The organism is Williamsia sp. CHRR-6 (assembly GCF_018474015.1).
Lineage (GTDB): Bacteria > Actinomycetota > Actinomycetes > Mycobacteriales > Mycobacteriaceae > Williamsia_A.
The window spans coordinates 20685-35877 of record NZ_JAHCSG010000007.1; the positions used below are offsets into that span (position 1 = coordinate 20685).

11 protein-coding genes and 1 tRNA gene are annotated in these 15193 nt (G+C 67.6%); 4 read left to right on the top strand and 8 right to left on the bottom strand.

From position 1 onward, the window contains the following. Window position 1: 1 nt before the first annotated feature. From thrC to argS, 4 genes are read right to left on the bottom strand one after another with little or no spacing between them, the layout of a single operon-like run. The gene (thrC, locus tag KIK15_RS16825; RefSeq protein ID WP_214245899.1) at window positions 2-1084 is read right to left on the bottom strand and encodes a threonine synthase; all 1083 of its coding nucleotides are present in this window, start codon (window positions 1082-1084) and stop codon (window positions 2-4) included. Between the two features lie 12 nt (window positions 1085-1096). Next, the gene (locus tag KIK15_RS16830; protein ID WP_214245900.1) at window positions 1097-2407 is read right to left on the bottom strand and encodes a homoserine dehydrogenase; all 1311 of its coding nucleotides are present in this window, start codon (window positions 2405-2407) and stop codon (window positions 1097-1099) included. After that, window positions 2404-3825 (bottom strand): diaminopimelate decarboxylase, encoded by a 1422-nt coding sequence (gene lysA / locus KIK15_RS16835; protein ID WP_214245901.1) that lies wholly within the window; start codon window positions 3823-3825, stop codon window positions 2404-2406. The genes KIK15_RS16830 and lysA overlap by 4 nt, the downstream gene beginning before the upstream one ends. Then, a complete protein-coding gene (gene argS, locus KIK15_RS16840) occupies window positions 3822-5474 on the bottom strand; it encodes an arginine--tRNA ligase (protein WP_214245902.1) in 1653 nt (550 codons plus the stop codon). The genes lysA and argS overlap by 4 nt, the downstream gene beginning before the upstream one ends. Window positions 5475-5613: 139 nt before the next feature. Here argS and KIK15_RS16845 point away from each other — a divergent pair, with 139 nt between their 5' ends. The 4 genes from KIK15_RS16845 (at window position 5614) to KIK15_RS16860 (ending at window position 9463) form a co-directional block, all read left to right on the top strand. Further along, a complete protein-coding gene (locus KIK15_RS16845) occupies window positions 5614-6504 on the top strand; it encodes a DUF3105 domain-containing protein (RefSeq protein ID WP_214245903.1) in 891 nt (296 codons plus the stop codon). A 3-nt stretch (window positions 6505-6507) separates the two neighbouring features. Continuing rightward, window positions 6508-7275 carry a DUF305 domain-containing protein gene (locus KIK15_RS16850; RefSeq protein WP_214245904.1) on the top strand — a complete coding sequence of 256 codons (768 nt, stop codon included), beginning with the start codon at window positions 6508-6510 and terminating at the stop codon, window positions 7273-7275. Between the two features lie 183 nt (window positions 7276-7458). Beyond that, window positions 7459-8478 carry a fused (3R)-hydroxyacyl-ACP dehydratase subunits HadA/HadB gene (locus KIK15_RS16855; protein ID WP_214245905.1) on the top strand — a complete coding sequence of 340 codons (1020 nt, stop codon included), beginning with the start codon at window positions 7459-7461 and terminating at the stop codon, window positions 8476-8478. A gap of 118 nt (window positions 8479-8596) precedes the next feature. Then, window positions 8597-9463 (top strand): cyclopropane mycolic acid synthase family methyltransferase, encoded by an 867-nt coding sequence (locus KIK15_RS16860; protein WP_214245906.1) that lies wholly within the window; start codon window positions 8597-8599, stop codon window positions 9461-9463. 45 nt (window positions 9464-9508) lie between these two features. Here KIK15_RS16860 and KIK15_RS16865 read toward each other — a convergent pair whose 3' ends face one another. The 4 genes from KIK15_RS16865 to KIK15_RS16880 all read right to left on the bottom strand — a co-directional run bounded on the left by KIK15_RS16865 (window position 9509) and on the right by KIK15_RS16880 (window position 15188). Continuing rightward, on the bottom strand, window positions 9509-10801 hold the full coding sequence (locus tag KIK15_RS16865; RefSeq protein ID WP_214245907.1) for a glycosyltransferase: 1293 nt from the start codon (window positions 10799-10801) through the stop codon (window positions 9509-9511). Window positions 10802-10824: 23 nt separating this feature from the next. After that, window positions 10825-10897: transfer RNA gene (locus tag KIK15_RS16870), tRNA-Arg, on the bottom strand. 71 nt (window positions 10898-10968) lie between these two features. Beyond that, entirely contained in the window at window positions 10969-13950 is a 2982-nt protein-coding gene (locus tag KIK15_RS16875; RefSeq protein WP_214245908.1) for an AAA family ATPase, read from the bottom strand. Next, window positions 13947-15188: an exonuclease SbcCD subunit D gene (locus KIK15_RS16880; protein WP_214245909.1), complete on the bottom strand. Its 1242-nt coding sequence runs from the start codon at window positions 15186-15188 to the stop codon at window positions 13947-13949. The genes KIK15_RS16875 and KIK15_RS16880 overlap by 4 nt, the downstream gene beginning before the upstream one ends. Between the last annotated feature and the right edge of the window lie 5 nt (window positions 15189-15193).

Sequence of the window (15193 nt, forward strand, 5' to 3'; positions counted from 1 at the left end):
ATCACCCCACACCCAGGGCGCGAGCCACGGCCACCGGATCGACCGGGATGGAGGACACCGGCGGCATTCCGGCCAGCGCCGTGTCGGGGTCTTTGAGCCCCACGCCGGTCACCGTGCACACCACGGTCTCGCCGCCGCGGATCCATCCCGACGCGTGCGCCGCCAACAACCCGGCCACGCTGGCCGCCGACGCCGGTTCGACGAACACGCCCTCGCGACCGGCCACCAGTCGGTAGGCCTCGAGCAGCTTCTCATCGGTGGCCGCGATGAACTGACCGCCCGATTCCTGTTGTGCGGCAACGGCTTGGTTCCAGCTGGCAGGCGACCCGATCCGGATGGCGGTGGCCAGCGTCTCGGGGTTGCGGACCGGGCTACCCGAGACCAGCGGGGCAGCGCCGGCGGCCTGCACACCGAGCATCCGCGGCAGCGTCGAACAGATGCCGTCGGCGTGGTACTCGCGATAGCCCTTCCAGTACGCGGTGATGTTGCCCGCATTGCCCACGGGCAGCGCGTGCACGTCAGGGGCGCGACCCAACACGTCGACGATCTCGAAGGCCGCAGTCTTCTGACCCTCGATCCGCGCCGGGTTGACCGAGTTGACCAGTTCGATCTCGGGGAACTCCGCAGTCGCCTTGCGCGCCAACTCCAGACAGTCGTCGAAGTTGCCCTGCACCTGGATGATGCTGGCCCCGTGCATGACCGCCTGGGCCAGCTTGCCCATGGCTATCTTGCCCTCGGGGATGAGCACCGCGCAGCTGATGCCGGCCCGGGTGGCGTAGGCCGCCGCCGAGGCCGAGGTGTTGCCGGTGGAGGCACACAGCACAGCACGCTTGCCGAGGGTGACCGCGTTGCTGACCGCCATGGTCATGCCGCGGTCCTTGAACGATCCGGTGGGGTTGAGCCCCTCCACCTTCAGGTACACCTCGCATCCGGTCAGCGAGGACAGATGCGGCGCAGGCACCAGCGGGGTGGCGCCCTCGAGCAGGGTGACCACCGTGAAGTCGTCGTCGATGGGCAGTCGGTGGCGGTACGCCTCGATCAGCCCGGGCCATGCGGTGTGCACGGCGGTGCTCGGCTTGGTCATCGGTTCCTCAACTCACTCATCGGTTCCCTCGAGGCGCAACACGCTTGCCACCTCGGCCACGGCGTCGAGCTCCTTCAGAGCATCCACGGTCTGCGCCAGCGCCGCGTCCGGAGCCCGATGGGTGACCACGATCAACCGGGCGTTCTCATCGGCGCCCTCCTGGCGCACGGTGGCGATGCTGACGTCACGCTTGGAGAACTCGGCGGCCACCGCCGAGAGCACACCGGGGCGATCGGCCACCCGCATCGACACGTAGTAGCGGGTCAGCACATCGCCCATGGGCGCGATCGACAACGACGCGTACGTCGACTCCAGCGGGCCCCGCCCACCATGCACCTTGTTGCGGGCAGCCATCACCAGATCGCCCAGAACCGCCGACGCGGTCGGCGCACCGCCGGCGCCCTGGCCGTAGAACATCAGCCGCCCGGCGTTCTCTGCTTCGACCACCACGGCGTTGAAGGCGCCGTTGACCGCGGCCAACGGGTGCGTCTTGGGCACCAGCGTGGGATACACGCGGGCCGAGATACGTTCCTTGCCAACGGAATCGGCGATGCGTTCACAGATTGCCAGCAATTTGATGGTGCAGTTCAACGACTTTGCACTGGCCAGGTCATCGGCGGTGATCGTGGAGATGCCCTCGCGGTACACATCGCCTGCGGTGACCCGGGTGTGAAAGGCCAACGAGGCCAGGATGGCCGCCTTGGATGCGGCGTCGTAGCCCTCCACGTCCGCGGTCGGGTCGGCCTCGGCGTACCCCAACCGACCGGCCTCGGCGAGCACCACGGCGTAGTCATCGCCGTCGGCGTCCATCGCCGAGAGAATGAAATTCGTTGTGCCGTTGACGATGCCGGCCACGCGCTGCACGGTGTCCCCGGCCAATGACTGCATCAGCGGACGGATCACCGGGATGGCCCCGGCCACCGCGGCCTCGAAGTACAGGTCGACCTTGGCTGTCGCGGCGATGCCGGCGAGCTCGCCGGTGTAGTCGGCCAGCAGTGCCTTGTTGGCGGTGACCACCGACTTACCGTGCTCCAACGCCGAGGCGATCAGTGCACGCGGTACGTCGATCCCACCGATCAGCTCGACCACGATGTCGACGTCGTCGCTCGTGACCAGCGAGGCGGCGTCTCCGGTGATCAGCGCCGGGTCGACCGCCCGATCACGGGCGACGTCGCGAACGGCCACCCCCCGCAACTCGATCGGCGCACCGACGCGAGCGTGCAGGTCGACCGCCTTCTCGATCAGGATGCGCACCACCTCGGTGCCCACGTTGCCCATACCCAGGACAGCGACACCGATCGGACGGCGCAGACCTTCGCTCATGAGGTGACCTCCAGGTCGAGTAGGTCCTGCACCGTTTCTCGGCGCAGGACGAGTCGAGCATGGGCGTCGGCGACCGCGATCACCGCAGGCCGCAACGCCATGTTGTAGCGGCTCGACATCGAGTAGCAGTAGGCGCCGGTCGCGGCCACCGCCAGTAGATCCCCCGGAGCGACGTCGGCTGGCAGCCAACAGTCTTTGACAACGATGTCCCCACTCTCACAATGCTTTCCGACCACCCGGCTGAGCACGGGTTGCGCCGTCGACGCCCGCGAGACCAGGCGAACGTCGTACTCGGCCTGATACAGAGAGGTTCGGATGTTGTCACTCATCCCGCCGTCGACCGAGACGTAGCGGCGATGCGCATCGGTGCCGATGGAGACGTCCTTGATCGTTCCTACGCGGTACAGGGTCACCGTGCCCGGTCCGGCGATCGCGCGCCCCGGCTCCACCGCCAACTTCGGAGTGGGCAGGCCCAGCGCGGCCGATTGGCGGCGCACGATGTCGACCAGGGTGGCGGCCACCTGCTCGACCGGGGGCGGATCGTCGGTCGGGATGTAGGAGATACCCAGTCCCCCACCGAGATCGAGAATCGACAACTGCGCGGTCTTGTCCACCCCGAACTCGGCCACGATGTCGCGCAGCAGACCCAGCACGCGGTGGGCGGCCAACTCGAATCCGTCGAGATCGAAGATCTGTGAACCGATGTGGCTGTGCAATCCGACCAGTCGCAGGTTGTCGGTCGCGAACACGGTGCGCACAGCGTCCATCGCCACACCGCCGGCCAACGAGAACCCGAACTTCTGATCCTCGTGGGCGGTGGAGATGAACTCGTGGGTGTGGGCCTCCACGCCAACGGTCACGCGGATCAGCACGTCCTGCACCACTCCGGCGGCGCCGGCGACGGCATCGAGCCGCTCGATCTCGATCATCGAGTCCAACACGATGTCGCCCACCCCGGACTCGACCGCCAGGGTCAACTCCTCGACCGACTTGTTGTTGCCGTGCAAGGCAATGCGCTGCGCGGGGAACCCGGCGCGTAACGCCACGGTCAACTCGCCGCCAGAACACACGTCCAACGACAGACCCTCGTCGGCAACCCACCGCGCGATCTCGCCGCACAGGAAAGCCTTGGAGGCGTAGTGCACTCGGCCGGTGGCACCGAAGGAGGCCAGCATGTCCGCGCAGCGAGAACGGAAGTCGGCCTCGTCGATGACGAACAGCGGGGTGCCGAACTGCTCGGCGAGCGCGCTGACCGACGCCCCGGCGAGGGTGACCTCACCGTCGGCGCCGCGCCGCGCTCCGCGTGGCCACACATGGGCCGGCAAGGCGACCAGATCGTCTGCCCCGGTAGGGCGTTCGCCCGGACGCGTGGACCCGATGCCCTCAGCGTGCCGGGGTCCGGCGGGGTGCGCCATCACATCCGCTCCGGAGCGCTGACACCGACCAGCTCAAGCCCGTTCGCCAGTACCTGGCGGGTGGCCGCACACAACGCCAACCGCGCAGCATGGGTGTCGGAGGGCCGCTCGTCGCCCTGAGGCAGGATGCGGCAGCGGTCGTAGAACCGGTGATACGAGGCGGCCAGGGTCTCGAGGTAGCGGCACACCCGATGCGGTTCCCGCAGCGCGGCGGCCGCGGTCACCACCGACGGGAAGTCGCCGATGGTCCGGATGAGGTCGCCTTCGGCCGGTTGCGCCAACAGATCCAGATGGTCGGTGGACGCGACCAAGCCCAGATCGGCGGCGTTGCGAGCGATGGCCGAGAGCCGCGCATGCGCGTACTGCACGTAGTAGACCGGGTTCTCGTTGGACTGCGTGGCCAACAGGTCGAGATCGATGTCGAGGTTGACGTCCACCGACGAACGGATCAACGAATAGCGCGCACCGTCGACCCCGACCGCGTCGACGAGATCGTCGAGGGTGATCACGGTGCCTGCCCGCTTGCTCATCCGCAGGGGCGCACCGTCTTTCACCAGGTTGACCATCTGCCCGATCAAGACTTCCACCGTGGCCGGGTCGTCACCGAGCGCCGCTGCCGCCGCCTTGAGCCGTTTGATGTAGCCGTGGTGGTCGGCTCCGAGCATGTAGATGCACAGATCGAATCCGCGACGACGCTTGTGTTGGAAGTAGGCGATGTCGCCGGCGATGTAGGCGGCTTCGCCGTCGCTTTTGATGACGACTCGATCCTTGTCGTCACCGAACTCGGTGGACCGCAGCCACCACGCGCCGTCTTTCTCGTAGAGATTGCCGTTGGCCTTGAGCTTGTCGATGCACTCGGCGACCAGGCCGCTGTCGAACATGTCGTTCTCGTGGGTGAACACGTCGAAGCGAGTCCCGAAGTCGGACAAGGTCTTCTTGATGGCCGTGAACATCAGGTCCACCCCGATCGAGCGGAACACCTCGAGCCGATCGGCGCCGGGCAGACCCAACGCGTCAGGGCGACGGGCGACGACCTCCGCGGCGATCTCACCGATGTAGGCGCCGGCGTAACCGTCATCTGGAGTGGGTTCGCCCAGCGCTGCGGCGAGCAGTGACCGGCTGAACCGGTCGATCTGGGCGCCATGGTCGTTGAAGTAGTACTCCCGGGTGACGGCGGCGCCGCGGGCGGCCAACACGCGCCCCAGCGCGTCGCCGACCGCGGCCCACCGGGTGTGGCCGAGATGAACCGGACCGGTCGGGTTGGCCGAGACGAACTCGAGGTTCACCGCATGCCCGGCCACGTCGTCGCCGTGGCCGTAGGTGTCCCCGGCGCTCAGCACATCGGCCACCACCGCGTTTTGTGTGGCCGCAGCGAGTCGGATGTTGACGAAGCCCGGTCCGGCCAGGTCGGCGTCAGCGATCTCGGGCCGAGTGGTCAACTCCTCGACCAGCCATCCGGCCAGGTCGCGCGGAGCGGTGGAGACCTTCTTGGCCAGCTGCAATGCGATGTTGGTCGCGTAGTCGCCGTGTTCGGGGTTGCGCGGACGCTCGACGACCACCGTCTCGGGCACCAGGGACACGTCGAGGCCGCGTCGGGTGAGAACCGACGTGGTCACATCGTGCAGCAGCTGGGAGAGATCGGTGGGAGTCACGGGAGTTCATCCTATTGCGCCGTGGTACGCGGTGGACAATCGCGGTCGCTGCCGCCCCGAACTGCACCGACCCGGCCCGGCAGACCGGGTGAGCCGCGGCCGTAGACTCGGCGGGGCGAGCACGAATCGAAAGGCTGTCATGGCGACCGAAGACTCCACCGACGACTCCCGCGACACCACGTCCGGGCGCGGATCGACCCCGAAGAAACCGGCACCCAAGCGCAAGCCGGCCAAACCGGGAACCGTTCCGGTGGTCAAGGCTGCCGGTGGCCGACCGATCCCCTGGCTGACCATCGCAGCGGTGGTCGTGGTGCTGGCGATCGTCGGCGGGCTGACCGCCTACCTGGTGCCCAAGTACAACGAGCAGCAGGCCGAGCAGAAGTACGTCCCGAGCTCCTCGAACCCCGATCCGGCCAGCAAGATCGCCGGTGTCACCAAGGTCTTCTATCCCGCCGGACAGCATGTGGCGGCCACGCAGCGGGTGGCCTACGACAAGAACCCGCCGTTCGGTGGACCGCACGATCAGGTGTGGGCGGCGTGTACCGGGATCGTCTACCCCAAGCCGCTGCGCACCGAGAACGCCGTGCACTCGATGGAGCACGGCGCGGTGTGGATCGCCTACAACCCCACGACCGCGCCCGCAGCCGACGTCGAGACGCTGAAGAAGAAGGTGCAGGGACAGCAGTACATGCTGATGTCGCCCTACCCCGACCTCGACACCCCGATCTCGTTGCAGGCGTGGGGCCATCAACTGAAGCTGACCTCGGCGTCGGATCCCAGGGTGGATCAGTTCATCAAGGCGACGCGGCTGAACTCTCAGGCCGGCGTCTACCCGGGACGTCCCAAGGACACCTCCTACCCCGAGATCGGCGCATCCTGCGCGGCGTACCCCGGCGCGTTCGACCCGGCCAACCCGCCGCCTGCCGACGTGGGCCCCCTTCCCGCAGATGCGATCAAGATGGACGGCACCGGCGCCCAGAAGGCGACCGACGAGACTCCGGGCGCAGCAGCTCCCACCCCGGCGGGCTGACCGATGTCCCACGACACACCCGACCCGTCCGACACCGACGCCGTGGACGCCCGCGAGAACGGCACCGGGTCGGCCTCGACGCTGCGCCGTCAGCTACCCGCGCTCGCCGTGCTCGGCGCCATCGCGCTGCTGCTGATCGGGGTCGGGATCGGGTTGGCGGTGGGCAACCGGGTGACGACGAGCAGTGACCGACCCAAGGCCGACTCGACAGCCGTCGGATTCGCCCAGGACATGTCCACCCACCATCTGCAGGCCACCGAGATGGCTACCGCTGCCCTGTCGAATGCCGCAGACCCGCAGGTGCGTTCGCTGGCGTATGACATCTTGACCCAGCAGACCAATCAGGTCGGGCAGATGCAGTCCTGGCTGACCCGCTGGGGTTACCCGCTGAGCAATCCCGGGTCGGTGATGGGCTGGATGCCCGATCACAGCTCGATGCCGGGCATGGACATGTCCGGTGGAGCATCGATGTCGATGGCGCCCGGCGATTCGGTGAACACCCCATTGATGCCCGGGATGGCGACCAGCCCGGAGCTGGCCACGTTGCGCGGCCTTCGGGGCGAGCCGTTCGACGTGTACTTCCTCCAGCTGATGCTGCGCCATCACGAGGGTGGCGCCCCGATGTTGTCCTACGCGGCGAACAAGTCGCACGTGTCGCAGGGGTTCGTCCGGGATCTGGCTCAGCAGATGCTCAACCTGCAGCAGAACGAGGCTGACGCCATGACGGCGATGCTGGCCGAGAAAGGCGCTAAGCCGCTACCGATGAATTGAGCCACCCCGCAGCACGAGATTCCGGCTGTTCGCAGAGTCGGCTGACCTCGTGCACCTGAGCGGTATGCGGTTACAGGACGTTCGTATGGAAGTATCCGTGTCGGATCTGATGCTGACCAGACGACCACGGGGGAGTTTCGAACACATGCGTGCTCTGTTGATCCATGGGATCGCCGAAATCTGATGAGACCTGACGAGGTGCTGTCCGAGGACCGCGACTACATCCAGTACTACCGGCCGGACGACCACTACCAGATCGGCCGCGAGGAGATCCGGGAGTTCGCCCGGTCGATGAAAGACGGCCACATCATCCACTGGGATGATGTGGCCGCCGCCGAACTGGGCCACTCCGGGCTGGTGGCGCCGCTGACCTTCGCTGCGCGGCTGGCCGGCACCGGCCTCAACTGGTTGATGGACAACGTGCTCGTCGAGCACGACACGAGCTCGTTCGTCCAGACCGATCAGGTCTTCAACTACTACCGACCCCTGCACGCCGGTGATCAGATCTCGCTGTACATCGGCCTGCATCCGGTACGGCGGAAGGCCGGCGGGGACACCATCGTCGTCGACGGCCTGATGTTCGACCAGCACGGCGATCTGGTCCAGTCGTTGACGACCACCGCGGTCGGCCGTCGCGGTGCCCATGCCGAACCCGCGCTGGCCGCAGCACTCGCCGACGTCATGATGGCCGACTTCATCCCCCCGCATTCGGTGCAGTGGACGCCGATCGAGGACGCCCCCACCCACACCCCCGCCGCATACGATCGGCCAGACGATCCGTCGGTGCCGCTGTTCTCCGAAGTGTCGGTCGGCGACGTGATCGGGACCCGGACCGTGACGGTGCGACGAGGTGACCTGGTCACCTACGCCGGGATCTCTTCGGACTACAACCCGATCCACTGGAGTGACCGGGTGGTGGACATCGTCGGACTGGAGACAGTGGCCGCGCACGGGCTGTTGACCATGGGCATCGGATCGACCTTCATCTGCTCGTGGTTGGGCGACCCGACCGCCGTGCTCGACTACCGGGTCCGGTTCACCGGCATCGCCTACGTCTCCGACGTCGCACCCGCCGACATCCAGTACACCGGCCGCATCAAGTCTCTCGACGCCGCCACCAAGACCGCCACCATCGCCCTGGAGGCTGCCTTCAGAGGCAAACGGATCTTCGGTCGTGCGCTGGCCACCGTGGCACTGCGATAGGTTCATCTCGACGCATCGGCGGTCACCCGGTCCATGGGGATTCGCCCGCCGGGCACCGTCACCGTCTGTCCGCTCCAGCGCGGGGTGGGCGGGCGTCCACCCGTGAGAGAGGTACATCGTGACCACCGAGACACCGTTCTTCGAAGACGTTCAGGCGCACTACGACCTCAACGACGAGTTCTTCGCCCTGTTCCTCGACGAGTCGCGCACCTACAGCTGCGCGTACTTCGAGCGTGAGGACATGAGCCTGCACGAGGCTCAGCTGGCCAAGATCGACCTGTCGCTGGGCAAACTGGGCCTGGAGCCCGGCATGACCTTGCTCGATATCGGATGCGGTTGGGGCGCAACGATGTTGCGGGCCGCCGACAAGTACGGGGTCAACGTCATCGGCCTCACCCTGAGCCAGAACCAGCACGACCACATCCAGAGCTTGCTCGCCGCGCGTGGCGATGCGTCGACCACTGGGGAGGTGCGGCTGCAGGGCTGGGAGGAGTTCGACGGCAAGGTCGACCGGATCGTGTCGATCGGCGCGTTCGAGCACTTCCGGTACGAGCGTTACGAGCAGTTCTTCAACTTCGCCTACAACGCGCTGCCCGCGGACGGTCGGATGCTGCTGCACACCATCACCGCCTATGGCCTCAACCACGTTCGCGAGACCGGCAACAAGTTCTCCAAGGACGACTTCGCGTTCATGCGGTTCATCGCGAACGTCATCTTCCCTGGCGGTCAGCTGCCGCTGCCGAAGATGGTGACCGACGGCGCCACCGCGGCCGGGTTCACGGTGGAGAAGATCCAGCCGCTGCAGTTGCATTACGCGCGCACCCTGGACTGCTGGAGCAAGGCGCTCGGCGAGCACCGCGACGAGGCGATCGCGTTGTGCGGCCGCGAAAACTACAACACCTACGTCAAGTACCTGAGCGGTTGCGCCGCAGCGTTCCGCAAGGACTTCATCGACGTCATGCAGTTCACCTGCGTGAAGGGCTGACCTGACACCTGACCGCCTCGCTCGAGTCGGCGGCCGCACCACCGATCACGATCGGCGTGCCGCTGCCGACTCGATTGCGTTGGCGGCATTGGCAACTGCGGTGGCCGAGTCGATCAGGGATGCGCGGATCGCTGCTGCGGCCGCGACGGTGGTCGGTGCCAGCAGGGTGCCCAGACCCGCGGTGAGTCCATCGGGGCCCAGCGCCGACAGACGGGCCCGGGTACCGAGGCCCAAGCGGACGATCTGTGCGCCCCAATACAATTGGTCGGCCGCCAATGCGCACACCATGGTCGGTAGCCCAGCCCGCAGACCGGCTGCGGTGGTGCCCGCTCCCCCGTGATGCACGATGGCACGACACCGCGGCAGTACGACCGAATGGTCGACGCGTCGCGCAACCCAGATCTGCGAGTGGTCGCGGTCCACGCCCACCGGGCGCGTACCGGTACCGAACACGACCCGCACGCCGTGCGAGGCCGACGCGGCGACGATCGCATCGAACACCCGAGCCGAATCGGGAACGGGCACACTGCCAAACGAGATGAACACCGGCGGATCCCCGGCGTCGATCCACCGCATCAGATCAGTGTCGCCACCGGTGTCATCGGCGAGGTCAGAGCGGGTGTGTGCGGGCAAATCGAGAAATCCGACCAACGGACGAGTGGGACCCCACTCCTGCGCGAGCCCGGGGAACAACGCCTCGTCGTAGGCCTGAATCTGCGTTGTCCCCCTCTCCCGCAGGCGAACTGGGAGGCGTGTCCGCTCGGGTGCGAGTCCGAGTCGTGCGCGAAACCTGTTCTCCGATCCTCGGACGGCCAACCACGTGGTCTCTTCGGCCAGCCGCCACGAGCGTCGGTTGACCTCGGCGGGCAGCGCCCGGGTGGTGGGAACGGCCCCGATCACCCCGTTTTCTGACATGGCGCAGAATCGCACCGTCGCCATGGCGGTGCCCAGGTGCTCGGCGAGGGCGTACACACGGTCTTGGCCCAGCGGCCCGCTGATGATGATGTCGATGGGCTGCTCGGCATGTGCCTGGGTCACGGTGGCGATCACCCCAGCGTCGAAGGCGGCACTGCCCTCGCGTAGTTGGGCCTGGGCCAGTTGCAGCTTGCGGATGGGGTTTCGGGTGTCGAGCGCCGCGCGCGTTCGGCCCTGCCTCAGGTGTTTCTCGCTGTCCATCCCGAGGCCACGGGCGTCGATCCCCAGCGACCGCGCGAATCCGAGGTAGTTGGGTGGCACGGCCAGGGTGACGCGATGGCCACGAGACACGAGTTCCAGCGCCAGACACACACCGGGCTGCACGTCGCCCCGACTGCCGTAGAACGACAAGAAAACATGCATCAGGTCAGCCTAGGGGGACTGAGTGCCCCCGGCAGGATTCGAACCTGCGGCCTTCTGCTCCGGAGGCAGACGCTCTATCCCCTGAGCTACGGGGGCTCAACGGGCTGAGTCAGACTATCGCACCGCCGCAGACGTGGCCAAAACCAGGTCGCGCCGCGACAACCGGGTCAGACGGCCACCCCGACGGTCTGCAGGCGGGACCCGTTGCGCCCCCGGATCACCTGCAGCTGCGTCGGGATTCGGGCTCGCATCTCATCGACGTGGCTCACCACGCCCACCACGCGACCCCCCGAGCGCAGGTTGTCCAGCACGCCCATCACCAGGTCCAGGGCCTCGGGATCCAGGCTGCCGAACCCCTCGTCGATGAAGATCGTGTCCAACACCCGGCCGCCCGATTCGGCTGACACCACATCGGCAAGACCCAGCGCCAACGCCAGCGAGGCGAAGAAGGTCTCGCCACCCGACAGAGTGGTCGTCGGGCGCACTGTGCCGGTGTACTCATCGCGCACCTCGATGCCCAGACCGCTGCGCTTGCCGCGTGCTTCCGCGGCGTCATTGTGTTCGAACTCGTAACGGCCCGAGGACATCTCGCGCAGCCGAGCCGAGGCGGCGACCAACACCTCCTCCAGGCGTGCAGCCAACACGTAGGTACGCAACGACATCTGGCGACTGTTCTGACCGCGACCGGACACCAGTTCTGCCAGGCCGGTCACCTCGGCGTGACGCCGCGCGGCCGGTTCCAGCACCGACACCGCCGACCAGTAGTCGGCGACGAGAACCGTCAAAGCCTGCTCGCGCTGCGCGGCCACGGCGTAGGCGGCTGCACTTGCCTGCGCCTGTGCCACAGCGGTGTCGCGCTGTGCGCGGGCCGCATCGATGTCGACCGGAGACACGGCGAGAGCCGCGATCACCTCGGGATCATCAAGGGTGGCCATCGCGGCCGCGCGCAGCTGATCGACCTCAGACAATCGCTGCTCCAGCGCGACGGTCTCAGCATCGGTCCGGTAGGCGCCGCGCGCCTTCTCGAGATCCTCGAAACCCGACTCGGCGACCATCGTATCCAACCGAACCCGCAGCGCCCCAGCATTGTTCGCTGCCGACGTGGCTGCCGCCCGGGCGTCGCGCACCGCCGCCGCAGCCTTTCGGAATGCCACCAACGCATCGCGCCGCTGTGCCACGGTCCCGACCCCACCTGTGGCGCCACGAACCGCGTCCTCTATCTCGGTGACCTGCGCGCGCGCCTGATCGACGCGTTCGCTGACCGTGGCGATCCGACGGTCGATCTCGGCGGCCTCAGACCGCAGTCGATCGGCCTCCGCGTCGAGCTCGGCGATATCAACCCGGCACTTCTTCCCGGCCGCCGACTCGGCACGCGCCACCGCGAGATCGTCGGTACACCTGTCGATCTCGCCCGTCAGCCAGGTGTGCTCACGCCCGCCGGTGCGTTCCCGCGCCGCCGCGACCCGGGCAGCCAGCGCCGACTGCTCAGACCGCGCCGCTGCCAACGCCGCCGCCGCCTCGTCGCGGCGCTGCGCCGCCGCCAGCTCGTCGAGGTCGGTCACGCGGCCTGCGGCACTCTGAGCGGGAGCGGGATGCTGCGGGCTGCCGCACACCCCGCACGGCTCACCGTCGATGAGTCGGGCGGCGAGTTCGGCAGCCATGCCGTCCAGACGTCGTTCCCGCAGCATCAACACCACCTCGTGAGCGTCCACATCGGCCTGGTGTGCAGCGAGCGCGTGGCGCTCGGCCACCTCGAGTGCGGACTGGGCAGCGATGAGTTCGGCGTGGGCCGCGGCCTGCGCGCTCAGTTCGCCGAGCTGCTCCTCGATCCCCGCGATCCGTGCGCCTGCGTGCACCGACCGCTCCACCAGAACCTCGAGTTCCACTCGCGCACCAGGGATCTGCTGCATGCGCTGCGTGATGACGGCGGCTCGCTCACGGTCGACAGCGGCGCCACGTGCGCCATCGTCGATCAACGCACGCAGCTCGCCGAGTCGCGCGGCGCGCCGGGTCAACGGTTCGAGCCGACCGATCTCGATCGCCGTCTCGTCGATCACCGCGTCCAAGCGCGCACAGCACGCTTCGGTGTCCGGCCAATCCAAACGTGGAAATGATTCCGCCAGAACACAATCGGCGATCTTCGACTCGACCGTACGGCGGCGCACATCGGCCTGCGCTGCGACCGCTTGCGCCGTCGTGTGCTCGGTGTCGAGGGCGCGCAGACCCGTCACCCGACGGGCGGCAGCCAGATCGGATCGAGCCGCCTCGACATCGGCTGTGGCCGAATCCAACTCGGCGAGCCGCTCGCGTGCCGAGCGGCCCTGGGCCTGACGTCCGTGAACGCGTGCTTGCTGATCGTGGGAGGCGATCGCGGCGTCGGCGGCGGCTCGTGCCGCAGCCAGATCGGCGGCCGCCACGTGCGCTGAGGCGCGGGCGTCGTCGAGCACCTGCTGTGACCACTCGGTGTCGGGTTCCAGCGCTGGATCCACGGTGGCGACCTGGGCGATCTGCGCGGCCAGCGATTCCACTGTGCGCGAACGCTTCTCCAGATCCTCCCGCGCGGCCTTGGCCCGCGCCCGCAACCATTCCTCGAGGTCGTCGAACCGGTGGGTGTCGAACAGCCGCTCCAGCACCTTCTGACGGGCGTCGGTGTCGGCGCGTAGGAACGTCGCGAACTCGCCCTGCGGCAACAGCACCACCTGAAAGAACTGTTCGGCACTCATACCCAACAGCTCCCCCACGACCTCACCGATGTCGTTGGCACGGGTGAGATCGGGGCCCGACCGATCGACCCAGATCAGCGTGGCCTTGGCGTTGACGGTGGTCTCTCCGGCGCCGCGCCGCTTGGGCCGACGGTGTTCGGGACTCCGGCTGATCCGCAGTCGCCGCCCACCGATGGTGGCCTCGAGTTCGACTCTGGGACAGTCGCCCGGCTCGGCGTGATCGGACAGCAACCGTCGACCGTCGTTACGTGTTCCGGGTACCCGGCCGAACAGCGCGAACGCCACCGCATCCAGGACGGTGGTCTTGCCTGCGCCGGTCTGGCCGTGCAACAGGAACAGCCCATCGGCACCGAGTGCGTCGAAATCGACCTCGGCATCGTCGGCGAACGGTCCGAAAGCGTGCACTCGCAGCGAATGCAGCTTCACGCAGACTCCCGCTGATCGTCATCCGGCAACGCGAACAACGCGAATGCGCCGTCCTCACAGACGATCTCAGTGGCCTCGTTTCCGGTGTCCGGCACCGAGGCGACATGCTCGGGTTCACCGACGACAGCGCGCAAACCGCCTTCGATCAGCTCGATCTCCCTGGCACTGGGAGCATCGCGCACGTCGGTCACGAACGCCGACACCACGTCGAGGTCACTGCGGCCACGCAGCCGGTGCCGTTGGTCGTCGAGGTCGTCGGCTCTCGGGTTGCGCCACGCGACGGTCACCGCGTGCGGGAACCGAGTGCGTAACCGGCGCATCGGATCGATGGGGCGCACAGCGTCGGTGAGGGTGGCGTCGATGTAGTCGCCCTCGGCGTCGGTGTACTGCTCGGCGCTCAGCAGTTCGTCGAGAGTACCGGTGAGCGAACGCAACCCGCGGACCTGCGGGATGGGCACACCGGAGACCTCGACCGCACCCTGGGCATCGATCTCGACGAGCCACACCGACTTCTCGTGCGTGGCTTCACCGAAGGAGTACGGCAGCGGCGACCCGCTGTAGCGAACCGTGTCGGTGACAGCCTGCGGCGAGTGCAGGTGACCCAACGCAACGTAGTCGACACCCGAGAAGACCTCGGCACCGACGGTTTCCACACCGCCGACCGAGATGCAGCGCTCCGATCCACTCGCCGTCGCGCCCACCACGAAGGCATGTGCCACCACCACCGAGCGCGCCGGGTGCACGGCGAGGTGCCCGCGCACCCGATCCATCGCCGCGCCCAGCACGTCGGCATGACTGCGCGCCTGGGGTACTCCGAGGTCCATTCGGGCCACCTCCGGTTCGAGGTAGGGGATGCCGTAGATGGCCACCGGACCGTACTCGTCGGCGAGCACCACCGGTGTGTCGATGTCGGCGATGGTGGTGCGTAGGTGCAGCCCGCCCGCCGCGGCGAACGACGAGCCGACACCGAGTCGAGTCGGCGAATCGTGGTTGCCCGAAGTGACCACGATGGTGGCGCCGGCCGCGCGCAGAGCCTGCAGCGCCTGGTCGTAGACGACCACGGCATCTGCGCTGGGCACCGAGCGGTCGTAGACATCGCCGGCGACGATGACGACGTCGATGTCGTTGTCGCGCACCACGTCGGCGACGTGGGCCAACGCCTGCCGCTGGTCGTCGAGCAGGTCGACGCCGTGGAAGGTCCGACCGAGATGCCAGTCGGAGGTGTGCAGGATGCGCATGGGTC